This window comes from Streptomyces sp. NPDC043861 (genome assembly GCF_056435905.1).
Map to the genome: position 1 here is coordinate 294,106 of NZ_JBWKDP010000002.1, position 23,806 is coordinate 317,911.

General features: G+C 71.0%; 21 protein-coding genes. 12 read left to right on the forward strand and 9 right to left on the reverse strand.

The features are described 5' to 3' along the window. Window positions 1-9 precede the first annotated feature (9 nt). Both murJ and AC068D_RS05875 read right to left on the reverse strand, forming a co-directional pair. Window positions 10-1,584: a murein biosynthesis integral membrane protein MurJ gene (gene murJ / locus AC068D_RS05870; protein WP_478822022.1), complete on the reverse strand. Its 1,575-nt coding sequence runs from the start codon at window positions 1,582-1,584 to the stop codon at window positions 10-12. A 98-nt stretch (window positions 1,585-1,682) separates the two neighbouring features. Next, the gene (locus tag AC068D_RS05875; protein ID WP_478821711.1) at window positions 1,683-2,879 is read right to left on the reverse strand and encodes a lipid II:glycine glycyltransferase FemX; all 1,197 of its coding nucleotides are present in this window, start codon (window positions 2,877-2,879) and stop codon (window positions 1,683-1,685) included. A 213-nt stretch (window positions 2,880-3,092) separates the two neighbouring features. Here AC068D_RS05875 and AC068D_RS05880 point away from each other — a divergent pair, with 213 nt between their 5' ends. Further along, window positions 3,093-4,280, forward strand: a complete 1,188-nt coding sequence (locus tag AC068D_RS05880) for a L,D-transpeptidase family protein (RefSeq protein ID WP_478821712.1) — start codon at window positions 3,093-3,095, stop codon at window positions 4,278-4,280. 12 nt (window positions 4,281-4,292) lie between these two features. On the opposite strand, the gene AC068D_RS05885 is transcribed toward AC068D_RS05880, so the two are convergent. After that, window positions 4,293-4,949, reverse strand: coding sequence for a pirin family protein (locus AC068D_RS05885; RefSeq protein WP_478821713.1), 657 nt, complete (start codon window positions 4,947-4,949; stop codon window positions 4,293-4,295). A 104-nt stretch (window positions 4,950-5,053) separates the two neighbouring features. On the opposite strand from AC068D_RS05885, the gene AC068D_RS05890 reads away from it, so the two are divergent. The 5 genes from AC068D_RS05890 to fabF all read left to right on the forward strand — a co-directional run bounded on the left by AC068D_RS05890 (window position 5,054) and on the right by fabF (window position 9,999). After that, the gene (locus tag AC068D_RS05890) at window positions 5,054-6,250 is read left to right on the forward strand and encodes a PucR family transcriptional regulator (protein ID WP_478821714.1); all 1,197 of its coding nucleotides are present in this window, start codon (window positions 5,054-5,056) and stop codon (window positions 6,248-6,250) included. Window positions 6,251-6,339: 89 nt separating this feature from the next. Continuing rightward, on the forward strand, window positions 6,340-7,278 hold the full coding sequence (locus AC068D_RS05895) for an ACP S-malonyltransferase (RefSeq protein ID WP_478822023.1): 939 nt from the start codon (window positions 6,340-6,342) through the stop codon (window positions 7,276-7,278). Window positions 7,279-7,295: 17 nt separating this feature from the next. Beyond that, a complete protein-coding gene (locus AC068D_RS05900) occupies window positions 7,296-8,327 on the forward strand; it encodes a beta-ketoacyl-ACP synthase 3 (protein WP_478821715.1) in 1,032 nt (343 codons plus the stop codon). An 81-nt stretch (window positions 8,328-8,408) separates the two neighbouring features. Further along, window positions 8,409-8,657 (forward strand): acyl carrier protein, encoded by a 249-nt coding sequence (locus AC068D_RS05905; RefSeq protein ID WP_478821716.1) that lies wholly within the window; start codon window positions 8,409-8,411, stop codon window positions 8,655-8,657. Window positions 8,658-8,736: 79 nt separating this feature from the next. Beyond that, the gene (gene fabF / locus AC068D_RS05910) at window positions 8,737-9,999 is read left to right on the forward strand and encodes a beta-ketoacyl-ACP synthase II (protein WP_478821717.1); all 1,263 of its coding nucleotides are present in this window, start codon (window positions 8,737-8,739) and stop codon (window positions 9,997-9,999) included. Between the two features lie 94 nt (window positions 10,000-10,093). Here the strand turns inward: fabF and AC068D_RS05915 are convergent, their stop codons facing one another. Further along, a complete protein-coding gene (locus AC068D_RS05915; RefSeq protein ID WP_478821718.1) occupies window positions 10,094-10,777 on the reverse strand; it encodes a hemerythrin domain-containing protein in 684 nt (227 codons plus the stop codon). Window positions 10,778-10,880: 103 nt separating this feature from the next. Between AC068D_RS05915 and AC068D_RS05920 the strand changes: the two genes are divergently transcribed. Next, window positions 10,881-11,363 (forward strand): MarR family winged helix-turn-helix transcriptional regulator, encoded by a 483-nt coding sequence (locus AC068D_RS05920; protein ID WP_478821719.1) that lies wholly within the window; start codon window positions 10,881-10,883, stop codon window positions 11,361-11,363. Between the two features lie 540 nt (window positions 11,364-11,903). Here the strand turns inward: AC068D_RS05920 and AC068D_RS05925 are convergent. Continuing rightward, window positions 11,904-12,398 carry a DUF3145 domain-containing protein gene (locus tag AC068D_RS05925; RefSeq protein ID WP_478821720.1) on the reverse strand — a complete coding sequence of 165 codons (495 nt, stop codon included), beginning with the start codon at window positions 12,396-12,398 and terminating at the stop codon, window positions 11,904-11,906. A 246-nt stretch (window positions 12,399-12,644) separates the two neighbouring features. Here AC068D_RS05925 and AC068D_RS05930 point away from each other — a divergent pair, with 246 nt between their 5' ends. From AC068D_RS05930 to AC068D_RS05940, 3 genes are all read left to right on the forward strand, one after another. Further along, entirely contained in the window at window positions 12,645-13,580 is a 936-nt protein-coding gene (locus tag AC068D_RS05930; protein ID WP_478821721.1) for an SGNH/GDSL hydrolase family protein, read from the forward strand. A 568-nt stretch (window positions 13,581-14,148) separates the two neighbouring features. Next, the gene (locus tag AC068D_RS05935; RefSeq protein WP_478822024.1) at window positions 14,149-15,348 is read left to right on the forward strand and encodes a pyroglutamyl-peptidase I; all 1,200 of its coding nucleotides are present in this window, start codon (window positions 14,149-14,151) and stop codon (window positions 15,346-15,348) included. A 121-nt stretch (window positions 15,349-15,469) separates the two neighbouring features. Next, window positions 15,470-16,018, forward strand: a complete 549-nt coding sequence (locus AC068D_RS05940; protein ID WP_478821722.1) for a YciI family protein — start codon at window positions 15,470-15,472, stop codon at window positions 16,016-16,018. Between the two features lie 315 nt (window positions 16,019-16,333). Here the strand turns inward: AC068D_RS05940 and AC068D_RS05945 are convergent, their stop codons facing one another. Next, window positions 16,334-17,446: an ABC transporter substrate-binding protein gene (locus AC068D_RS05945; RefSeq protein ID WP_478821723.1), complete on the reverse strand. Its 1,113-nt coding sequence runs from the start codon at window positions 17,444-17,446 to the stop codon at window positions 16,334-16,336. Between the two features lie 111 nt (window positions 17,447-17,557). Next, window positions 17,558-18,400: an EI24 domain-containing protein gene (locus AC068D_RS05950; protein WP_478821724.1), complete on the reverse strand. Its 843-nt coding sequence runs from the start codon at window positions 18,398-18,400 to the stop codon at window positions 17,558-17,560. Window positions 18,401-18,550: 150 nt separating this feature from the next. Here AC068D_RS05950 and AC068D_RS05955 point away from each other — a divergent pair, with 150 nt between their 5' ends. Continuing rightward, on the forward strand, window positions 18,551-21,103 hold the full coding sequence (locus tag AC068D_RS05955; protein WP_478821725.1) for a M14 family zinc carboxypeptidase: 2,553 nt from the start codon (window positions 18,551-18,553) through the stop codon (window positions 21,101-21,103). Between the two features lie 561 nt (window positions 21,104-21,664). Here AC068D_RS05955 and AC068D_RS05960 read toward each other — a convergent pair. Together AC068D_RS05960 and AC068D_RS05965 are read right to left on the reverse strand one after the other, a co-directional pair. Further along, on the reverse strand, window positions 21,665-22,087 hold the full coding sequence (locus AC068D_RS05960; protein WP_478821726.1) for an organic hydroperoxide resistance protein: 423 nt from the start codon (window positions 22,085-22,087) through the stop codon (window positions 21,665-21,667). 62 nt (window positions 22,088-22,149) lie between these two features. Then, a complete protein-coding gene (locus AC068D_RS05965) occupies window positions 22,150-23,169 on the reverse strand; it encodes an NADP-dependent oxidoreductase (RefSeq protein WP_478821727.1) in 1,020 nt (339 codons plus the stop codon). Window positions 23,170-23,261: 92 nt separating this feature from the next. Between AC068D_RS05965 and AC068D_RS05970 the strand changes: the two genes are divergently transcribed. Next, the gene (locus AC068D_RS05970; RefSeq protein WP_478821728.1) at window positions 23,262-23,705 is read left to right on the forward strand and encodes a MarR family winged helix-turn-helix transcriptional regulator; all 444 of its coding nucleotides are present in this window, start codon (window positions 23,262-23,264) and stop codon (window positions 23,703-23,705) included. Window positions 23,706-23,806 lie beyond the last annotated feature (101 nt).

Consider the following 23,806-nt stretch of genomic DNA (forward strand, 5'->3'; position numbering starts at 1 on the left):
CAGGGGATGTCAGCGCCGGGCCAGACGCCGACGGGCGCCGGAGAGCAGGGCGGTCAGTTCGGTGAGCCGCAGCGGGCGGGCCTGCAGGGCGAAGGTCAGCACGATCACCGACGCACCGGCCGCGGTCGCCACCACGGCGCCCAGCGGGGCGGCCTCCCGGCCCGCGAGATGGCCGAGTGCGGTGGCGGGCACGGCGGCGAGCAGCAGCCGGGCGTGGCCGGCGACGGCCCCCGAGCGCCAGGGGCGGGGCGCCTCGAGCCGACGGCCGAGCACATGGCCCGTCACCAGCCATCCCACGCACAGCGCGACCGAGTAGGCACCCGCCATTCCCGTCACGGCCCAGCGGGCCGGGAGCAGCAGGTAGGCGGCCACCGAAAGGCCCGCGTTGAGACCCACGATCACCAGATTGAGCAGGAAGGGGGTGCGGGTGTCGGAGAGCGCGTAGAAGCTGCGGGAGAGGACGTACTGGCCGGAGAAGGCGATGAGTCCGGGCGCGAAGGCCATCAGGGTGCCCGCCATCACCACGGTGGCATCGGCGTCGGTCCTGCCGTGGCCGTAGACGAGGGCCATCACCGGTCCTGCCAGCGCGAGGAGCATGCAGGCGGCGGGCACGACGGCGGCGGCGCTGCTGCGCAGAGCGTACGAGACGTCCCGCCGCAGCCCTGCCGTGTCGCCGTCCGCCGCGGCGGCGCTCATACGCGGCATCAGTGCGGTGAGCAGGGAGACCGTCACGATGCCGTGCGGTACGGCCCACAGCACATAGGCGTTCTGGTACGCGCTGAACCCGGCGCCGCCGTCGATGCCGCCGGTCTTCGCATGTCCGCCCGCCGCGGTCGCGAGCCGGGTGGTGACCCAGAACGCGAACTGGTTGCTGAGGACGAGCAGCACCAGCCAGCCTGCCGACCGCAGCGGCCGGGTGAGCCCGCTGCCGCGCCAGTCGAAGCGGGGCCGCCAGCGGAAGCGTGCCGCGCGCAGCGAGGGGAGCAGGGCGAGGGCCTGGACGGCGATACCGGCGGTGGTGCCCCAGCCGAGCAGCGTGGTCTCGGTTGCGCTGAGCGTGTCGGCGTCGCCCGTGGCGAACGTTGCCAGATAGAGGCCGAAGACCGCGATGACGACGACGTTGTTGAGGACGGGCGTCCACATCATCGCGCCGAATCTGCCCCGTGCGTTGAGCACCTGCCCGAGCAGCGTGAACAGCCCGAGGAAGAAGATCTGCGGCAGGCAGTAGCGTGCGAGGGCGACCGTCATGGTGGCCTGCCCGCCCGTGTAGTCGGTGTAGGCGCCGACGATGGCGGGCGCAGCCCAGACCGCGACCGTGGTGATCGCCAGCAGGGCGGCCACGCAGACGGTGAGCAGCCGGTCGGTGTAGGCGGCGCCGCCGTCCTGGTGTTCCTTGGCGGCCTTGACCAGTTCGGGTACGAAGACGGCGTTCAGTGCGCCACCGAGAAGCAGCATGTAGACGATCGTGGGTATGGAGTTGCCGACGCCGTACCCGTCGGCGGCCATGCCGGCACCGAGCGCCGCGGCGACCACGGAGGAGCGTACGAACCCGGTGGCGCGGGAGACGATCGACCCCGCCGCCATGACGGCACCGCTGCGTGCCACGGACGGTGCACCGTCGTCCGCCCGGTCCTCGCCGTCGCCCGGGGCCCCGACGGTGGCCGTACTGTGCGGCGCCGCGCTCACCGGCGGGCCAGGTACGCCTGGAAGGCGCGGTACAGCGCGTGGTTGGCAGTGCCTGCCAAGGGTCTCTCCCATTCCCCCAGGGTCTCGACGACGTGGCCGCCGGTGCCGAGCTTCCAGCGCAGCAGTCCGTACGCACGTTCGTCGGGGTCGAGTGTGGAGGGTACCCCGCGCATGTCGTACATGTCGGCCCCGAGCGCGTGGGCATCGCGCAGCATCCGCCACTGCAGGGCGTTGGAGGGGCGGACCTCGCGGCGGTGGTCGGCGGAGGCGCCGGTCTGGTACCAGACCCGGCGGCCCACCGCGATCATCGTGTGGGCGGCCAGGATCTCGCCCTCGTGGCGGGCGAGGTAAAGCTTCATACGGCCGGGCTGCTCGGCGTTGAGTGCCGCGTACTGGCGCTCGTAGTACGCGAGCGAGCGGCCGAGCCTGAAGCCGTCGCGCTCCTCGGTGATCCGGAGCAGGCGGTAGAACTCGGGGAGTTCGGCAGCACTGCCGACGACGACCTCGACGCCCGACTTCCGGGCACGGCGGACGTTGCGCCGCCACTCCTGGTTGAGGCCTGACCACAGGTCCTCGGGTGTGCGGCCGGCGAGCGGCACATGGAAGACGTACCGGGGCTGTGCGTCCCCGTCGTCCCCGGTCCCGTCGCCGCCGCATCTGCGCCAGCCGCGGGCCCGCAGCCGCTCGGTGACCGCCGTGCCGAGCGGGTCGACCTCGCTGGCGAGGACGTCGGTGAGGCGCCGCCCGGTGCCGGTGAGCGACTTGAGGCGGGCGGCGTTCCAGCGGCGGTACGCGGGCGAGGGGCCGATGCGCACGGCGAAGGCGCCCGCTGCTCGCAGATGGTCGAGCAGCGGCGTCAGCCAGCTGTCGATGTCCGGGTCCGCCCAGTCGGCGACGGGGCCCTCGGGGAGGTAGGCGAAGTACTTGCGGGTGCCGGGGAACTGCCTCAGCAGCACCAGCGCCGCGCCGGTCAGCCTGCCGCTCTCCGGCTCCGGCCCCCAGCCGAGGAGCTGGGCGCGCCAGCCCTCCTTGACCTGCGCCCAGGACGGGCACTGAAGGAATCCGGCACCGAGCGCCGCCCCCGCCGGGGAGTCCAGGAAGGCACGGTGGGCGCCGGGCGTGAGGGGGGCCAGGCGGGTCTCCCGGCCGTTGCCGTGGTGGCCGCGGCCGGCCGGCACAAGCAGCGCTGACACAGTGTGAGCCTTTCGTCCGCCCCGTCTCTCCCGGGGACGCCGAGGATGCTCACAGCCGTGCATGACCGCCCCGCGCGGCGAATGTGACCGGACCATGACCGTTCCGCTGCAGTCGCAGTCATATCGTCACAGCACCTCTCACCTGGGCTTTTGTCGACCTAGAGTCGCCGTCGACTCCCTTGTTGCGGTCCGTGTCTCCTACGGAGGTCCCTGTTGAGCCACCCACGTGTGCGTCTTGCCGTCGCGGCGGTCCTGCTGGCCCCGCTCACTGCGTGCTCGTCCACCACCGGCGCCCCGGCCGGGTCCGATGCCAAGGCGGGCGGGGCGGCCGACGACCGCCCCGTGACCGTTTCCGTCACCCCTGAGGGGCAGCAGGCCAGACCGGGTGAGCCCGTCCGGGTCACCGCGATGGGCGGCCGCCTGACCTCGGTGACCGTCACCGATGCCGGCGGACACCGGCTCGCCGGCAGGGTCTCGGCCGATGGTGCGAGCTGGACCTCGGACCGCAGGGCGCTGCCCGGCACTGCGTACACGGTCGCGGCAGCCACCCGGGGCGAGGGCGGCACCGCCGGCACCGCCAGGGCCTCCTTCGCCACCGCCGAGGCGGACGAGGTCAACAAGGTCGACTGGCGGCCGGGCACCGGAACGACCGTGGGCATCGCCCAGCCGGTCTCCCTCGTCTTCGACAAGCCCGTCCGCAACAAGGCCGAAGTCGAGAAGCAGCTCAGGATCACGACGTCCAACGGCACCGTGGGGTCCTGGGGCTGGCTGCAGGACTATTCCGGCAAGGACCGGGTGGACTGGCGGCCGAGGACGTACTGGCAGCCGGGCACCCGGGTCACCCTCGGAGCGGAGCTGGGCGGCATCGACTCGGGCGGCGGGGGCGGCTGGTTCGTGCGCGACTACACGACCACCTTCACCGTGGGTGCACGGCAGGTCGTCAGGGTCGACCTGGACGACCACCGGCTCACGCTGGAGCGGGACGGCAGGGCCGTTCGCACGATCCCGGTCTCCGGCGGTACACCCGGCGGCGACAAGCGCTCCTGGCGCGGCACTGCGGTGCTGATGGCCAAGGAGGGGACGATCAACATGAACTCGGAGACCGTGGGCCTGGGCAATGCCTACGACAAGATGGTCGACTACTCGATGCGGCTCACCTGGTCGGGGATGTACGCGCACGCGGCCCCCTGGAACGCCCGCTACTTCGGGAACGCCAACCGCAGTTCGGGCTGCGTCGGGATGAGCAGGACCGACGCGGCGTGGTTCTACGCCCAGGTACGTCCGGGCGATCCGTTCGAGATCAAGGGCGCGGACACCAAGGGCACGGTGGCGCCGAACAACGGCTTCGGCGAGTGGAATCTGTCCTGGGCCCAGTGGCAGGCGAAGAGCGCGCTGCGCTGAACGCCCCGGGTCTCAGCCGGACAGCTCCCACATCAGCACCTCGGCAGTCGCGGCGGCGGCGAGTTCAAGACCGTCCGCCGCCGTGATCCGCGCCGCGTCGCCCGGTCCCAGATCGTCACCCGCCAGTCGCACGACACCCCGTACGACATGGACGTACACGAAGGGCGCGTCCGGGACCGCGGTCCGCTCGTCCGCCGCGAGGCGGCGCACATGCAGCATCGCTCCCGCCTGCGGCAGTGCATACGGCGTCGAGTCGGCGATCCCGCGCACGATCTCGTAGGACGGCTCCCCGCCCGGGTCCTTCGGCGCGAGCCAGATCTGCACGAACGTCAGCGGTGCATCGCCGTCGTTGCGCTCGATGTGCCGCACCCCGCCCGCCGCACTGAGCCGCTGCACATCCCCCGGCCGTACGACCGAGGCGTGCCCGGCCGAGTCCCGGTGGGTCAGTTCGCCCTCCACCACCCACGTCACGATCTCGGTGTGGCTGTGCGGATGCTCGTCGAAGCCGGCGCCGGGCGGGAGCCGCTCCTCATTGCAGGCGAGGATCCCGCCGAAGCGCAGATTGTCCGGATCGTAGAACCGTCCGAAAGAGAAGGCGTGCAGCGATTCGATGCCGGCGGTCTCGTCCCCACCCCGGTAGCGCCCTCCGGCGCGCCGTACGGAAATCACACCTCTACCGTAGGGCCATCCCCGGGCCGCCCGTGGCCGGTCCCGGACCTCCGGCGCGGACCCGCCACTCCGCCCGCACGTCCTGATAAGGCACTCTTGTCCCCGTGCCCCATCCCGAACCGGCTCTGCCTGCGAACGCCGCCCATCCGCATACCGCGACCCTCAAGCGCCTGGAGCAGTCCTCAGGACGGCTGGCCGCGAATGCCATCGCCCGCATGGACGAGACGCTGCCGTGGTACCGGGCGATGCCCCCGGAGAACCGGTCGTGGATCGGTCTGGTCGCCCAGGCCGGTATCGCCGCGTTCACCGAGTGGTTCCGGCACCCCGAGACGCCCCAGGCGATCTCGACCGATGTCTTCGGCACGGCTCCGCGTGAGCTGACCCGTGCGATCACGCTGCGCCAGACCGTGGAAATGGTGCGCACCACCATCGAGGTCATGGAGGCGGCGATCGAGGAGGTCGCCGCGCCGGGTGACGAGTCGATCCTGCGCGAGGCCCTGCTCGTGTACGCCCGTGAGATCGCCTTCGCGACCGCGCAGGTCTACGCGCAGGCGGCCGAGGCACGCGGCGCCTGGGATGCCCGGCTCGAATCGCTCGTCGTGAACGCGGTGCTGTCCGGCGAGGCCGACGAAGGCGCGGTCAGCAGGGCCGCCGCGCTGGGCTGGAACTCGCCGGAACATGTCTGTGTCGTGCTGGGCACTGCGCCCGACGGGGACAGTGAGCTCACCGTGGAGGCCATCCGCCGCGCGGCCCGGCACGCAAAGCTCCAGGTGCTGACCGGCGTCCTGGGCGACCGGCTCGTCGTCATCGCGGGCGGCAGCGACAGTCCGCTGCATGTCGCCAAGGCAGTGATCGGCCCGTATGCCGCCGGACCGGTCGTCGCCGGACCGGTGGTGCCCGATCTGCTGGCGGCGACCCGCTCCGCGCAGGCCGCGGCCGCCGGGCTCAAGGCCTGTTCCGCCTGGCAGGACGCCCCTCGGCCGGTCCTGGCGGACGATCTCCTTCCGGAGCGTGCCATCGCCGGTGACCCTTCGGCCCGCGAGCAGCTGGTGGAGGAGATCTACAGACCGCTGGAGGAAGCAGGCTCGGCGCTGCTGGAGACCCTCAGTGTCTACCTGGAGCAGGCGAGCAGCCTGGAAGGTGCCGCGCGGATGCTCTTCGTCCACCCCAATACCGTCCGCTACCGGCTCCGACGTGTGACTGACGTCACCGGCTGGTCACCCTCCGATGTCCGCTCCGCGTTCACCCTGCGGATCGCGCTCATCCTCGGGCGTCTGGTAGACGGCGATATGCAACTCTAGGATTTTGTCGGACACCAACAATTCCCCTGTCCGTTCTTGGTCCCTGTCCCCACGGGCGGCGGGGACCGTCCACAAGAGAGAGTGTGAGGGTGCTCGTACTCGTCGCTCCCGGCCAAGGCGCTCAGACGCCCGGCTTCCTGACCCCCTGGCTCGAACTCCCCGGCGCCTCCGACCGCATCGCGGCCTGGTCCGACGCCATCGGACTCGATCTCGTTCACTACGGCACCAAGGCCGACGCGGACGAGATCCGCGACACCTCCGTGGCACAGCCGCTGCTCGTGGCGGCGGGACTGCTGTCCGCGTCCGCGCTCGGCGACGTGACGCCCGGTGCCGTGTCCGGCCACAGCGTCGGTGAGATCACGGCCGCCGTGTTCGCGGGTGTCCTCGACGACACCGCGGCGCTGGGCTTCGTACGCACGCGCGGACTTGCGATGGCCGAGGCCGCCGCCGTCACCGAGACCGGCATGTCGGCGCTGCTCGGCGGCGAACCCGACATCACGGTGCCGCACCTGGAGAAGCTGGGGCTGACCCCGGCGAACGTCAACGGCGCGGGCCAGATCGTGGCGGCCGGCACCATGGAGCAGCTCGCCGCGCTGGAGGCGGACAAGCCCGAGGGCGTACGGCGTGTCGTGGCACTGAAGGTGGCCGGCGCCTTCCACACGCACCACATGGCACCGGCGGTCGGCAAGCTCGAAGAGGCCGCCCGGTCCCTGGCCGTGGCGGACCCGGCCGTGCCCTACGTCTCGAACAAGGACGGCCGGACCGTCACGACGGGCGACGAGGTCGTCTCCCGGCTGGTCGGCCAGGTCGCCAACCCGGTCCGCTGGGACCTGTGCATGGAGACGTTCAAGGAGCTCGGGGTGACCGCCCTGCTGGAGGTGTGCCCCGGCGGCACGCTCACCGGGCTGGCCAAGCGAGCCCTGCCGGGCGTGAGGACGCTCGCGCTGAAGACCCCCGACGACCTCGACGCGGCCCGCACGCTCGTCGCCGAAGAGACATCTGCCGCTGACGCGGCGGGCGCAGTCTGACGAAGGAGCCGTAGCGCATGTCGAAGATCAGGCCCAGCCAGGGCGCCCCGTATGCACGGATCATGGGTGTCGGCGGTTACCGGCCCACCCGGATCGTGCCCAACGAGGTGATCCTCGAGAAGATCGACTCCTCGGACGAGTGGATCCGTTCGCGCTCGGGCATCGCGACCCGCCACTGGGCGAGCGACGAGGAAACCGTTGCCGCGATGTCGATCGAGGCGTCCGGCAAGGCGATCGCCGACGCCGGGGTCACCGCCGAGCAGATCGGCGCCGTGGTCGTCTCGACCGTGTCGCACTTCAGCCAGACCCCGGCCATCGCCACCGAGATCGCCGACAAGCTCGGCACGAACAAGGCCGCGGCCTTCGACATCTCGGCCGGCTGCGCGGGCTTCGGTTACGGCCTCACCCTCGCCAAGGGCATGGTGGTGGAAGGTTCCGCCGAGTACGTCCTGGTCATCGGCGTCGAGCGGCTCAGCGACCTCACCGACCTGGAGGACCGGGCGACGGCCTTCCTGTTCGGCGACGGGGCGGGCGCGGTCGTCGTGGGCCCCGCCAAGGAGCCGATGATCGGCCCGACCGTCTGGGGCTCGGAGGGCGACAAGGCCGGGACGATCAAGCAGACCGTGCCGTGGGACCGGTTCCGCATCGGCGATGTCGCACAGCTGCCGCTCGACTCGAACGGCGAGATCAAGTTCCCCGCCATCACACAGGAGGGCCAGGCGGTGTTCCGCTGGGCCGTCTTCGAGATGGCCAAGGTCGCCCAGCAGGCGCTGGACGCGGCCGGGATCAGCACCGACGACCTGGACGTCTTCATTCCGCACCAGGCGAACATGCGGATCATCGACTCGATGGTGAAGACTCTCAAACTGCCGGACCACGTCACGGTCGCCCGTGATGTGGAGACCACCGGCAACACCTCGGCCGCCTCGATTCCGCTCGCGATGGAGCGGCTTCTGGCGACCGGACAGGCGAAGAGCGGCGACACCGCGCTCGTCATCGGCTTCGGGGCGGGACTCGTCTACGCCGCGACGGTCGTTACCCTCCCCTAGGCAACACCCGGATCCTCCGGTCCTCCGGTCCTCCGGGCAACGCCCAGTTCAACCCCCTGCTACACATCGAAGGAGCGCCACATGGCCGCCACTCAGGAAGAGATCGTCGCCGGTCTCGCGGAGATCGTGAACGAGATCGCCGGTATCCCGGCGGAGGACGTCCAGCTGGACAAGTCCTTCACCGACGACCTGGACGTCGACTCGCTGTCCATGGTCGAGGTCGTCGTCGCCGCCGAAGAGCGCTTCGACGTCAAGATCCCGGACGAGGACGTCAAGAACCTCAAGACGGTCGGTGACGCCGCCGACTACATCCTGAAGCACCAGGCCTGATCCAGGCCGATCAGGTACGCCACCCAGCGGTGGCGCCGCTGATTCACGAAACCTCATAGACCGTGGAGAAAGAATTCCTGTGAGCTCGACCAATCGCACCGTGGTCGTCACCGGTATCGGCGCAACCACACCGCTGGGTGGCGACTCCGCATCGACCTGGGAAGGTCTGATCGCGGGACGCTCCGGCGTCCGCCCCCTGGAGGGCGACCGCTTCGCCGACCTGCCCGTCCGTATCGCCGCCCCGGTGGCGGTGGACCCGGGTGAGGTCCTGCCTCGACCGCTCGCCCGCAAGCTGGACCGCTCGGCCCAGTTCGCACTGATCGCCGCCCGTGAGGCCTGGGCCGACGCCGGCTTCTCCGCCGCGGCCGGCGAGGACGAGAAGATCGCGCCGGAGCGCCTCGGCACGGTCATCGCCTCCGGCATCGGCGGTGTCACCACGCTGCTCGACCAGTACGACGTGCTGAAGGAGAAGGGCGTACGCCGCGTCTCCCCGCACACCGTGCCGATGCTCATGCCCAACAGCCCGTCCGCGAACGTCGGTCTGGAGGTGAACGCCCAGGCGGGCGTGCACACTCCGGTCTCCGCCTGTGCGTCCGGCGCCGAAGCGATCGGCTACGCCGTCGAGATGATCCGCACCGGCCGCGCCGACGTCGTGGTTGCCGGCGGCACCGAGGCGGCGATCCACCCGCTGCCGATCGCGGCGTTCGCCAACATGATGGCGATGTCCAAGAGCAACGACGAGCCCGAGAAGGCCTCGCGCCCCTACGACAAGGCCCGTGACGGCTTCGTCCTCGGCGAGGGCGCGGGTGTGGTCGTCCTGGAGTCCGCGGAGCACGCCGCCGCGCGTGGCGCCCGCGTCTACTGCGAGGTGCTGGGCCAGGGACTGTCCGCGGACAGCCACCACATCGCGCAGCCCGAGCCGACCGGCCGCGGTATTGCCGCCGCACTGCAGAACCTCCTCGACTCGACGGACCTCAAGCCTGCCGAGGTCGTCCACCTCAACGCCCATGCGACGTCCACTCCTCAGGGTGATGTCGCCGAGATCAAGGCGCTGCGGAAGGTACTCGGCGACGACCTGGACCACGTCGCGGTGTCCGCCACCAAGTCGATGACCGGTCACCTTCTGGGCGGCGCGGGCGGCATCGAGACCGTGGCCACGGTCCTGGCCCTGCACAACCGCCTCGCCCCGCCGACGATCAACGTCGACGACCTCGACGAGACGGTCGACGCGGACATCGTGCGCGGCGAGCCGCGCGAGCTGCCCGAGGGCACGATCGCGGCGATCAACAACTCGTTCGGCTTCGGCGGCCACAACGTGGTGCTGGCGTTCCGAACGGTCTGATCCCTCCGCTTCCACGACAGGGTCCGGCTCCCTCTGGGGCCGGGCCCTGTCGCGTTCACCGGACCCGGCCGTGCACGACGGCCACCCGTCGCAGTCAGCGGACCGCCCATGCCTCCGGGGCGCCCAGATCCTCGTAGAGACGGGCGCGTTGGTCGGGTGCGAGCGTGGTGGACAGGGCCGCCAGCGTGCCGCCCGCCCGGGCATCGGGGACGGCACCGACGGCGGCCCGGGCGATGGCGGCCCGGTCACCGGGAGGGAGCGCCGGAAGCATGCGGCGCAGATCGGTGAGGCTCTCCTCCGGTGTGCGGGACGAGCGGAAGGCGCTGAACACGGCGTCGAGTTCGGCATCGCCGCAGCGGTCCCACAGCGCGGGCATCGCGACGGTCTCCTCGGCGTGCAGATGAGCGAGGTAGGCGCCGATGAGCTCGTTCAGGGCCAGGTAGAGCGCGTGCTGCTCGTCGGTACGCGATGCCGCGGGCGTCTTCGGCAGGGCCCGGGCCCGTTCGTCGAGCGTGGCGAGCGCGGTGTCGAGCCGGACGTGTTCGGCGTCCAGCGCCTCGGCCGCCGCCGGCGCCCGCTCCCGCAGCAGCGGGTGGATGAAGGCGTCCTCGTGGTCCGCGTGCTCGCGCAGCTCCTGCGTCATGGCGAGACAGCGCTCCGCGAGCTCCTCGACGGCGCCCTGTTCCGCGGGTTCGGTGGCACCGAGCCCGACGGCGAGAGCGAAGAGGCGGGCACGCTGCCCCTTGTGAACATTCCCGTACAAATCGACCCTGGGCATGATGACTCCCTCTCGCATGCGCCGCCTTCGGACGGCTCATGGATGCATTAGAATGACAACACATTCACACACAGACAACATGTTGTCAAAGAGAGGTGGGGTCGTGCCCGAATCCACGCCCGGCGCCGCACCGGACGCCGCGCCGGACGAGATGGCTCTCCTGGTGGCCGATGTGTTCGAGGCAGCCGGAGCCCTCCGTCGGCTGGGCGAGCGGACCGCAGGGGCCGAAGGGCTCACCCAGGCCCGCTGGCAGGTCCTCAGCGTGGTCTCCGACGAGGCGCTCACCGTGCCGCAGGCCGCGCGCAGGCTCGGCGTCACCCGCCAGAACGTGCAGCGCGTCGCCAACGACCTCGTAGAACTCGGCCACGCCGTGTACGCCCCCAACCCCGACCACCGCGGTTCACCTCTGCTGACGCTCACTCCGAGCGGACGGGACACCCTCGCGAAGGTCACGGCAACCGCGTCCGAGCAGCACCGGACTCTCTTCTCGGCGCTGCCCGCACAGGAGATAGCCACGGCACGTGGCCTGCTGCGCAGACTGCTCGCGGAGCTGGACCGGCAGGAGCGGGTGGCCGGGAAGCGCTAGCGCGGCGGCCTGAAGGGGTTGCCGGGCAGCTCACGGCGTTTGATGCCGGGCCCCCGCAAGGGCCGAGGGGAAGGACCGCAGGGCGCCGGGGGGAAGGACCGCGAGGCGAAGCATCGTCGTCGTACGAGGCGGAGGATCGCGCTCGCACCGGAGAAACACCCAGGCGCCCCCGACAGCACGGCCAGGCGCCGTACAGGACGTGTCACGTGCCGGTGAACCGTTCCGGGCGCCGCACGGGAGATCCCGGGCGCGGCGGGGCGCGGCCGGGCGCGAGCGCAGGGCACTCGGGAAGCACCGCGACATCGGGGCATCGCGGCATCGCGGCATCGCGGCACAAGAGAGCACCGTGCGCACGGGGAAGGCGACACCGGCAGGGCATCGTCGCCGACAGGACAACTCCGCACCGGTGTCGCCGCGGGGCATCCCGGACCGGCCCGTCCGTCGCCTCCGCCGGATCAGGCCGGAACACCTCAAGGCCCGGAGAGCAGACCCGTGGAGACCCGGGGCCACCCGCCCCGGGACCCCGCCCTGGGCCCGGGTCTAAACCACCTGATGGAGCCAGCGGACCGGGGCACCCTCACCCGCGTACCGGAAGGGCTCCAGCTCGTCGTCCCAGGGCTTGCCCAGGAGCTTCGCGATCTCCGCCTCGAGTTCCGTCTCGCCCTGCGCGGAGCGGGCGAGGGCCGCACGCAGCCGGTCCTCGGGAATCAGGATGTCGCCGTGGATGCCGGTGACGGCGTGGAAGATACCGAGGTCGGGCGTGGCGCTGTAGCGCTCGCCCTCGGCCGTGACGCAGGGTTCGGCGGTCACCTCGAAGCGGAGCATCTGCCAGCCGCGCAGCGCGGACGCGAGTTTGGAGGCGGTGCCGGATTCACCCTGCCAGGAGAACTCCGCCCTCCAGGTACCCGGCGACGCCGGCTGCCGGATCCAGTCGAGCTGGACCCGCACACCGAGTACGCCCGCAACCGCCCATTCGACGTGCGGGCACAGCGCGCGCGGTGCGGAGTGAACGTACAGAACGCCACGTGTCGTCACCGGGACCTCCAGTGTGGGACGAGGATCGCCTTCCCCAGCGGCCCAGTAAACAGCATCAGGAGTGAAACTCCGCAAAACGGACAGCTTGTGACGTGATGTAATTTACCGGGGCCGGGGGGCCGGGAACCTCTGGTTCGACGGGGGAAAAGCTACCGTGCGCCGGGCGCCGAGGTGTGTCGTAACAACCGCCCGAATGGCCGTACGCACCAAGGTTTCACCCGCCAGGACGCCTATGGGGAGGGCAGCATGCAAGAAAACCGGCGGAGCGGGCGAACGGTCCTTCGACCGCGCGCCGTTGTCGCCGCGTTGACGGCCACGGCGTTCGTCGGGCTCGCGGCGGTCACAGGCTGTGACGCAGCGCCCACCGAGCCCCGCAGTGCCAGTGGCAGCGGGAGACCCGAGGCGACACGGCCCTCCCCCTCCTCCACGCCGGCCTGGGACCGGAGCCCCGGTTCGGTGGCCGCCGTGGGCGACTCCATCACCAGGGGCTTCGACGCCTGTGAGGTGTTCGCCGACTGTCCGGAGGTGTCCTGGGCCACCGGAACCAACGCCGAGGTGCGCAGCCTCACCCAGCGCCTGCTGGGCACGGCGGCGGGCGGGCGCAGCTGGAACCACGCCAGGACGGGCGCCAGGATGGCGGAGCTGCCGGCCCAGATGACGGCAGCGGCGGCCCGTCGCCCCGAGCTGGTGACGGTGATGGTGGGCGCCAATGACGCCTGCCGGAACTCACCGGAACTGATGACACCGGTCGAGGACTTCACGAAGTCGTTCAGCTCGGCCATGACCGCCCTGCGGCGCACCGCGCCCAAGGCTCAGGTGTATGTGTCCAGCGTGCCGGACCTGATGCGACTGTGGTCGAGCGGACGCACAAGCCCGCTCGGCAAAGAGGTCTGGAAGCTGGGGATCTGCCCGTCGATGCTCGGTGCGCCCGACGACCTGGGCGAGGACGCGCGGCTGCGGCGGGCCCGGGTGCACGACCGGGTCGTGGCGTACAACCAGGCCTTGAAGAGTGTGTGCGCGAAGGACCCGCTCTGCCGCTACGACGGTGGCGATGTCTTCGACTACCGCTTCACAGGACGGCAGTTGAGCCCCTGGGACTGGTTCCACCCCGGCAAGGACGGCCAGCGCCGGCTGGCGGAGATCGCCTACCGCAATGTGACGGCCGCGAAGCCGCCCGCCTGAGGGCTGTCCCGTAATCCCTGGTGGATCAGCGCGCGGCGTCGGATGCATGGGGTCTCCCCGGGCCCGCCAGGGTCGAGGGGAAGCATCGTCAGGCGGAGGGGTGTCCTCGTACGGGGCGTATTCGGACACTCCGACAACGCAGCGTGGGGGTGCCTCCCAGCGGCAGTTGGGGGACTGCCGTGCAGGACGTCGCGAGCCGGTGAACCCATCCGGTCACAGCACTGGTTCTCGGGGAAAGGCCCCGGGGTGGTCGTCAGGTCCGCCCCGGGGCCCGCGCGGGCGCCTCCTGCTCCGCCCCGGCGGTCCATGGGCCCGCGGGACACACGGCCCCGTACGGGAAGAGGCGAGCCTCCATGATCCCGCCTCCTCGCCGGGGAATGCGAAGGCGCGCCGTCGGCCGTGGGTTCCGGCACGTCCTGAAACCCCCTGTGGCTCGTCGGCCCCTCTGTTCACAGCCGAACTCCTTTCCGATACTGGCGACTTCGGTTGAACGGTTTCGGCGAAAGGATGCGACGTGCGGCGGACACGGACTTCGGCGGTGCTGGTCGTCTCGGCAGTGGCGTGCACCATGCTCGGTACGGCTCCGGCGTCGGCAGCGGAACCGGTCGCGGGCTCCGCCGCCGGCACGGTGGAGGAGCAGCGACTGGACCGTTCCGTGCCGCAGGAGATCCTCCGGCGCAGCGGATTCGACGCCGTGGCCACGGAGTTCGCACGCGCCCTGCGGGCGGGGAACTCCTATGAGGACGCCCGCCGCACCGTCGCGCGGCACGGTTCGCGGCTGTGGCGGCAGGCCGTCGACCGGGCCCAGGGAAAGGCCCGGGCACAGGGCGATCTGAGCCGTGACGACGACCGGCCGCTGTACTGGGCGCGGCTCGGGATGACCAGGGAACTGCGCGAGTGGCAGCCGGAGTTCGGGCTGACCGATGCCGGGCGGGCCCGGCTGCTCGACAGGCTCGAGCAGACCTCACGGGGCCAGGACACCATGGAATTCCCGCAGGGCGAGGGCTTCAAGCGCATCGTGGTGACCGGCTTTGACCCCTTCACGCTGGACCGGGACATACGGATCAGCAACCCGAGCGGGGCCACGGCACTCGCCCTCGACGGCACCTGGATACGGACGGCGGACGGGGGCCTGGCCAGGATCGAGACCGCCGTCTTCCCCGTCCGCTGGAGCGACTTCGCGGCAGGGACGGTCGAGCGGACACTGCGCCGACAGCTGCCGCAGGCGGATCTCTTCGCCACCGTCAGCCAGGGCCGGGTGGGCAGATTCGACATCGAGCGGACCAACGGCGCCTGGCGGGGCGGGTTTCCGGACAACGAGAATCTGTCCCGCACAGAGACCGTGCCGGTCTCCGGCCCGGCCACGCAGCCGCAGTGGACGTCGACGACCCTCCCCTACGCGGCCATCGTCGCGGCGGGCACGGGCCGCTTCCCGGTCCGCGACAACACCTCGGTCACCGAGATACCGGCGGGCGGCACCGGTCCGGTGGTCCGCCCCGAAGGCCCGACCCCGGGGTCCACCGCGCGCGCGGGTGGCGGTGGCGACTACCTCTCCAACGAGATCGCCTACCGGGCCACCCTGCTCCGCGACCGTCTCGGTCTGCACGGAACGCTGCCGGGTGGCCATGTCCACACCCCCGTACTCCAGTTCGGCGCGGACAACACCGATCCCGCGACGGGCACGGTCACCGATCCCGAGTTCATACGCAACCGGCTGGACATCATCGCCCAGGTCCGGGCCATCGTGACGATCGCGGTGAACGGCTGACGGGCAGGCGGGCAGGGGCACCGGGTTCGTCCTCGCGCCTGCTCTGCCGGAGCAGGCCGCAGAGCGGTCATCTCCGTGAAACCCGCTCGACCTGGTCACCTCCCCGAGGAGACCCTTGGGCATGGAGTTCCTCTGCTACCACCGCGACCGGCCCGGCTCCCTGCCGCTGCGCCACGGACTGATCGAAGAGCACTGGGCATACATGGACCGGTACGCGAAGGAGATGATCGCCCGGGGCCCGACCCTCGCCGACGACGGTGACACGCCCACCGGAAGCATGCACATCGTCGACCTGCCCGATCCCGCTGCTGCCCGCACGTTCGCCTTCGACGAGCCGAACTACCAGGCCGGTGTCTACCGGGATGTGCTGCTGCGACGGTGGCGCAACACGCTGGGGCGCTCCATGTGGGACTTCGCCGGCGGCCGGACCGGCGGCAACCGGTACCTGGCGCTCGGCCTCGGCACGGGGCAGGCCGCCGACACCGCAGTGCCGCCCGACCGGGACGAACTGATCGCCTACGGGCCGCTGCTCTCCGACAACGGCGACGACTGGCTGGGCACGGCGGCATTGGTCCGTGCGCCGGACCCGGACACTGCACGCGCCATCCTGACCCCGGACCGGTACGCCGACATCGAGGTGCACAACTGGCAGTTCGGCGGGCGGCGGTGATGCCCGAGCACGTCGAAGCCGACGCCACCGCCGAAGCCCTGCGGATCGCTCGGCATCCTCGTGTTCCGCCCGAACCCACGGAAGCGTCGGCCTGAACGCACGGCGCCGGACCCGTGAGTTCGCGCCGAAGAGCCTTCGGCTTTTCGCGAAGTCACGGGTCTGTCCGGGCCGGCGCCGGCTGCCGCTCGCCGGTCCGGGTGCGGTCGGGCCCCCGCCGCGAAGCCGGGAGCCCGTATCGACACATGGACAGGTGGACACCTCGACATGCAGACCGCCTCACGTTCGGACAGATCCGGACGGTCGGACCTTGCTCTCTCAGCCGGCGTGAAGGATCCGAAAGCGATCGGGTTCCGCCGGATCTCGATCAACGACTTGGATCGACGGCCAGGCCCATTGCCAGACGCTGATGCCTGGCGTGCGGGAGAACCTGATCTGCCCGCGGGTCCCTTCGACTGCGACGCGCGGCCAGGACGGGGCAGTGCGCGCCTGGTCCGCGCCGTGGGAACGCAGCACATCGGCGAGTACGGCGACCGTGTCGTAGCCCTCGAAGGCAACGAAGGAGGGCGCTTCGGCCAGCCGCTCACGGAGGGCCGTCTCGACGCGTGCACCGAGTGGGCCAAGGCGCTCGGGCAGGTAGCGCAGGAACGGGATCGCGGCGCTGTCGTCGCCCAGCAGCGTGGCCCATTCGGCGAACTCCGGTTGCCCGGCCGGAGCACCGATCACGATCTCGGCGAGGCGCTGGTCGCGGCGGACGGACTTGACGATCGACACCGCCGGCTCCGGGTGGCCGACCAGGAGAAGGAGGGCTGTCGCGCGATGGTCGACGAGTTCGTCGCACACGGCCGTGGGGGCGAGCGCACGCATGTCGAGGTCGATGACGGTGCCGCCCCGTGGAGCGAGGTGGTCCCGCAGGATGCGGGCCCCGGATGCCCAGTAGACACTCGGCTCGGCTGCTACGGCGATTCGGCTGCAGCCGGCGCCGAGAAGGAAGTCCGCGTAGATCTGCCAGCCGCGGGACTGTGCCGGGGCGAGGCGCGCGACCCAATCCGTCGGCTGTTCGGTGAGCGCGTCGAGAACCGCTGACGAGCAGAGGAACGGCAGGCCGAGGGCGTCGGCCCTGGCGGCAGCGGCGCGAGCGACGACGCTGTGGTACTCCCCCGCCAGGGCAGCCACGCCCAGGCGAGCCAATTCGTCCACGGCCGCCGCGGCCCTCCGCGGATCAGCCGCAGTGTCTCGGACCACCAGCTCGAGTGGTCTTCCGACGATCCCGCCGGCGTCATTGACTTCGCTGACGGCCAGCTCGAGTCCAGCGAGCAGGTGTCGGCCCGCCTCGACCCAGCCGGGCCGAGTCAGCGGAACGAGAGCGCCGATACGGACAGATGATCCGTCGGTCCGCTCCGCTCCAGGAGGCGATGCTGACGTATTCATGCGCGTCTCCCGTGTGGCGACTGGGTTGCAGACGACCGCAGCGGTGCGGGCCACGGCGGCCCCGGCACTACCGGGGCTCGCGGTCGCGGGGCTGCCGCTCGCCGGTGCGTCTCAGGACCGGGCCTCGCCCTTGCTGAAGCTGTACGGAGACGGAGACGATGCCCGGTGCCCGGGCTGGGACGGGGCCCGGTGCCCGGGGTCCCGCTCCGGCTCGTCCTCGGACGCCGTCAAGTCCCGTACCAGCAGCGTCGCGCCCGCCACCGCGCCCGGCATCAGGAAGACCGCGACGAACGGGACCAGAAAGGCCAGGGTGAGCGGAACGCCGAAGCCGAGGGTGAGCATGCGGCGGGAGCGCAGCAGTGCCAGGCGTTCCTTCAGCTCGACCCGCCGCCGCTGCAGCGCCACTCCCGTGAGTTCCTCGGCGAGGAAGAACCCCGAGACGCAGAATCCGATCACGGGTACCACCGTCTGCCCGACGACCGGGACGAAGCCGAGCGCGAAGAGCAGCACCCCGAACAGCGCCACCCGCAGCACGACCTTCAGGCTGTCCCGGGCAGAGATCCACAGCTCGCGCCAGAGCGGGAGACCCGACTCCGGGACATCGCCGCCCTCACTGCGGTCGACCTCTTCGGAGAGCGACTCGTAGAAGGGCTGGCCGATCAGCAGGGTCACGGCCGTGAAGGTGATCACGGCGAGGAACAGCCCGAAGGTGAAGACCAGCGCTGTGAGGAAGCCCCGGAACAGTCCGATCCACGGCGACGACCAGTCGTCGGCGAACGGCGTCGCCCAGCCCACCAGATCGTCGGAGCCGTAGCCCAGCCCGATCAGCGCACCGGCGTACAGGACAAGGGTGATCAGCCCGGGCAGCAGCCCGATGCCGAACCAACGGCCGTGCCGGCCGATCCACCGCTGGCCCTTGACCAAGTAGCCGAAACCGATCCCCAGATCACGCATGTCGCACACCCTATCGGGAGGGCGGAATCACCCATGGCCGCCCCAACAGCCTCCCCAGTCCCGCGGGACGCCCAAATCCCTCTTGTCGTTCCGTAGTTGAGCCGGTAGACCCTCCTTACCGATCACTCACGACCACCGGAGGCCCTCCGTATGGGTATGCCCCGAATCGCCCTCACCGCCACCGTGAGCTCCGTCGTCGTCGGCGCGCTGCTCCTCGGCCCCGGGCCCGCGTCCGCGGCACCCGGACGTGACAGCCCCCATCCGGTGCGGGAAGGCGCGGGCCGGGACACCGGCCCGTACGGCGGGCCGACCGGAGCGACGGCACCCCGGGCGGCAGGGACCGCGGCACCGGCTCTGCGGGGGCACGGCGGCTATCCCCGGCAAACCGTCCTCACCCCTCCTCCCGCCAATCCGTCCGACAGCTCGATCAAGCTGGGTCTCGCCCCGTACCACTCGCTGGCCGCGCGCCTGAACGCCCTGCAGAAGCTGAGCGACAGGGTCAGTGTCGAGATCGCCGGGCGCTCCGCCGGAGGGCACGAGCTGTATCTGGTCACCGTGACCGCGCCCGAGAGCGCCAAACAGGCCCGCGACCAGGAGCGGATGCGCGAGCTCATCGAGAACAGGCCGGCCGCGGCCGGCAAGGACCGGCACATCAGGGCGGCCTACAAGGCGCCGGTGTTCATCAACAACAACATCCACGGCGATGAGTGGGAGGGCACGGACGCCGCCCTGAAGCTCATCGAGGAGCTGGCGAAGGCGAAGGATGCGCGGACCGCGGGCCTGCTCGGTCGAACCCGTGTCCATCTCAATGTGACCGCGAACCCGGACGGACGCATCGCCGGGACCCGTGCCAATGCCAACGGCTTCGACCTCAACCGCGACTTCATCACCGCCTCGCAGCCCGAGACCCGGGCGATGCGGCAGATCGCCATCGACAAGCAGCCTGCCGTGATGCTCGATCTGCACGGGTACGTCAACGGCACGCTGATCGAGCCGACGACCCCGCCGCACGGCGAGAACTACGAGTACGACCTCTTCCTCAAGAACGCCTACGCCAATGCCCTGGGCATGGAGAAGGCGGTCAACGGCCTCGGCTACACCGAGCCGAAGGACGGTGTGCGGCCTGCGACGATCCCCTTCCGGGACGAGAAGGAGGGCTGGGACGACTGGCCGCCCGTCTTCACTCCGCAGTACATGCCTTTCCACGGTGCGGTCGCGTCGCACACCATCGAGATCCCGATGTCGGTGAACCACGAGGACTACGACGCACTCCCGGTCGCCGAGCTGCGCCGGCGGGCGGCGATCAACACACGTGTCGCCGGTGCCGCGATGCGCGCCGCTCTCGACTACACGCACACCCACCGCTCGTCCGTGCTCGCCGATCAGATCGAGACGTTCCGGCGGGGCGCAGCGGGCGAGGCGCAGCGGCCGGTCTCGGAGCGGACCGTACCGGGCGTCCCCGGGATCGGGCCCGAGGACGTGTACACGACCGACTTCCCGCGGGCGTACGTCATCCCCACGGGCAAGGGGCAGAGAAGCGCCGTCGCCGCGGGGCGCCTGGTCGACCACCTGATCGCCAACGACGTCCGGGTGCAGCGGGCACGCAAGGGATTCCGGCTGGCCGGGCGCTCGTACCCGGCCGGCTCGTACGTCGTCGACATGCACCAGCCCAAGCGCGGACTCGCCAACGCGATCCTGTCGAAGGGCCGTGACATCAGCGCGGATGTCTCCACGATGTACGACATCTCGGGCTGGAGCCTCGGACTGCTGTGGGGCGCGAGCGTGGACAGGGTCGCGCACGGCGAGCTGAAGTTCACCGGCCGGCCGGTGGCCACCGCGGCACCCACCGGTCACGTGGCGCGTCATGGCGATCTCGAACTGCGCCTGGACGACCCGAAGGAGCTGGCCGCGCTGAACTCGCTGCTCGCGCAGGGTGTGGCGGTGCGCCGGTCGGCAGACGGCAGGGCGGCGATCGTACCGGCCTCGGCGCGCGGCAGGGCTGTCGCGCTGGCGGACCGGTACGGGGTGGCCTTCCGGGCGACGAAGCAGCGGGGAACGGCGGCGCTCGAGCGGACCCGGGTCGCGGCGGCGGTCAACGCCGGCGAGATGTTCGCACTGCGGGAGATGGGCTTCGACGTGGTGCCGGTGTCCACGGACCTGCTCAACTCGGGCTTCGACTGGTCGAAAGCGGACGCGCTGTTCGTCTCGACCGGGCTCGACCACACGAAGCTGACGCCCGCGGCCCGGAACGCCCTGAACGGCTTCCTGGCGCGGCGCGGCGCGAACGTGGTCGCCCTGGGTCCCGAAGGCGCGGCCTTCAACAGCGCGGCCGGACTGCTCGCGGCCCGCGCGGTCCAGGGCAACGGGGACGCCAACGGCGTGGTACGGGTGGTCGATGCGGGCGGCCGGATCGCATCGGGCGCCCCTCGGCACACCTTCGTCTATGCGCCGCAGTGGTTCACGGACCTCGGCAGGGGCGTACGGGCGGAGCAGTCGTACGCCACGGGCAGCCCGCTCGTGTCGGGCCATTGGCGGGCAGGCGCCGACGGCAGGGGCGGGCCGAAGGACGCGGCGGGCAAGGCGTCGGTCATCAGCGGTACGGCGGCCCGCGGGGCATCGGTCGTGCTGTTCGGCACGGAGCCGCTGTTCCGCGACCATCCGAAGGGTGCGTTCGCCCAGGTCGGACGGGCGCTGCTCGGCTAGGTCCTTCGTCTGGATCGGGCTGGATCGGTGAGCGGGTTCCGGTGCGTGCGATCGCAAGGCGGGGGAAGGAGCCCACGCGGAGCGTGGGCTCCTTCCCCCGCCGACAACGCTGCGAGCCTGCGTGCCGGGACGCGAGCCCGGCAAGATCCGAACGAGAGGCCCCAGGTCGTCCTGTCCGGGCGGTCCTCGATGATCGGCCCGCGGCGTCGGATGCATGGGGTCTCCGCCAGGGCCACCAGGGCCGAGGGGAAGCATCACAAGGCGGTGGGGGAGATCGCCCTCGTACTGGGCGTACTCGGGCGACTCCGACAACGCAGCGTGGGGGTACTCCCCCTGGCTCCGCCGGGGGTGCCCCCCACCCGGCGGTGGCCGGTGGAGTGCCGTAGCTGTCGTCGCGGGCCCGAGAAGATCGCCCGGACAGGACCTGGCGGACAGCCCGCCCGTGCGGGAGGGCCGCACCCCGGTCGGGGTGCGGCCCTCGGTCACCTGTTGGCCCGGTCGGGACGGCTGCCGTCGGTCCGGACGACTGCCGGCACGAACGGCACCACGGGTCCGGACGGCTCAGACGGCGAGCTCGACCGTGATGTTGCCCCGGGTGGCCTTGGAGTACGGGCACACCTGGTGGGCCTTCTCGAGCAGTTCCCCGGCCGTGGCGGCGTCCACGTTCGGAATGACCGCGGAGATCCTGACGATGAGGCCGAAGCCCTCGTCGTTCCTGCCGATGCCGACCTCGGCGGTGACCGTCGAGCCGGAGACGTCGGCGTTCTCCTGGCGGGCGACCACACCGAGCGCCCCCTGGAAGCAGGCGCTGTACCCAGCGGCGAAGAGCTGCTCCGGGTTCGTACCGGCACCCGAGCCGCCCAGCTCCTCGGGCGGGTTGACGACGACGTCGAGCTTCCCGTCGTCGGTGGCGACGCGGCCGTCGCGACCGTTCTCCGCAGTGGCGATCGCGGTGTACAGGACGTCGGACTGCTGGATGGACATGAAGGGTTCCCTCTGTGGTTCGCCGCAGCTCGCGCCCACGACCGCGACGGCTGCGGGTGAGCCTATCGGTCGAGCGAAACGATCATCTTTCCGGTGTTCTCGCCACGGAGCAGTCCCAGGAAGGCGTCGAAGCCGTTCTCGATGCCCTCGACCACGGTCTCGTTGTACTTGAGTTCACCGGAGCGCAGCCAGCCGCCGACTTCCTGGACGAACTGCGGCTGGATCGCCGCGTGGTCGCCGACGAGCATGCCCTGCAACCGCAGCCGCTTGCCGATGACCAGCGCGAGGTTGCGCGGGGCCGGGGTGGGCTCGGTCGCGTTGTACTGGGCGATCATGCCGCAGATCGTGGCGCGGCCGTGCAGGTTGAACGAGGAGAGCGCGGCCTCGAGGTGCTCGCCGCCGACATTGTCGAAGTAGACGTCGATGCCGTCGGGGGCGGCTGCCTTGAGCTGCTCCGCCACGGGGCCGTTCTTGTAGTTGAACGCGGCGTCGAAGCCGTACTCCTCGACGAGGAGTTTCACCTTCTCGTCGGAGCCCGCGGAGCCGATGACCCGTGAGGCGCCCTTCAGCTTCGCCATCTGGCCCACCTGGCTGCCGACGGCGCCTGCCGCACCGGAGACGAACACCGCGTCGCCCTCCTTGAAGGAGGCGACCTCGAAGAGGCCTGCGTACGCCGTGAGGCCGGGCATTCCGAGCACACCCAGATAGGCGGAGAGCGGGGCGACAGTGGGGTCGACCTTGGTGGCGTGCTTGGCGGGCACGTCCGCGTACTCGCGCCAGCCGAGGCCGTGCAGGACGTGGTCGCCGACGGCGAAGCCCTCCGCGTTGGACGCGACGACCTCGCCGACCGCACCGCCGTCCATGGGCTTGTCGAGCTGGAACGGCGGGACGTACGACTTCACGTCGTTCATCCGGCCGCGCATGTACGGGTCGACCGAGAAGTGCAGGTTGCGGACCAGGATCCGGCCCTCGCCCGGCTGCGCCACCGGAACCTCGCGGAGGGCGACGTCCTCGGGCTTGGGCCAGCCGTGGGGGCGGGCGACGAGATGCCATTCACGGCCGGACGCGGGAAGTGCGGACATGGCTGCGATTCCTCCTAGAAAAGCTTCAGGTACTGAAACAACCATGCGACTGAATATTTCATGTTGTCAAGTATCTGGGTATGATGAGAGGCATGGCCACTCCACGCACAGACCCGCTGACCCTCGAGGTCGTCGATCTCATCGGCACCGTCGTGGCCCGATACCACGACGAGTACGAGGAGGCCGCGACGCGGCACAGCCTCACCGGCGCCCAGGCCCGGGTGCTGGGTCTGCTCTCCATGGAGCCCACGGCCATGCGCCGGATCGCACAGAAGCTGAAGTGCGAGCCGTCCAACGTGACGGGCATCATCGACCGGCTGGAGGCGCGCGGACTCGTGGAGCGCCGGCACGATCCGGCCGACCGCCGCGTGAAGATAGCCGCGGCCACGGCGGAGGGCCATGAGACGGCACGGCAGCTGCGGGAATCCCTGCACTTCGCGCGAGAGCCGCTGGCGGAGCTCTCGACGGAGGAACGCACCGTGCTGCGGGACCTGCTCAGGCGAATGCTGGGGGAACCAGGACAGCCGGGCGCGTAGGCCGTCCGCTCAGGGACGACCGGCCGTGCCGCCCCGGGAGGCGCACTCGGGCGACTCCGACGGCGCGACGGGGGCCGTGCAGGGCGCCGGGGCGGAGCACC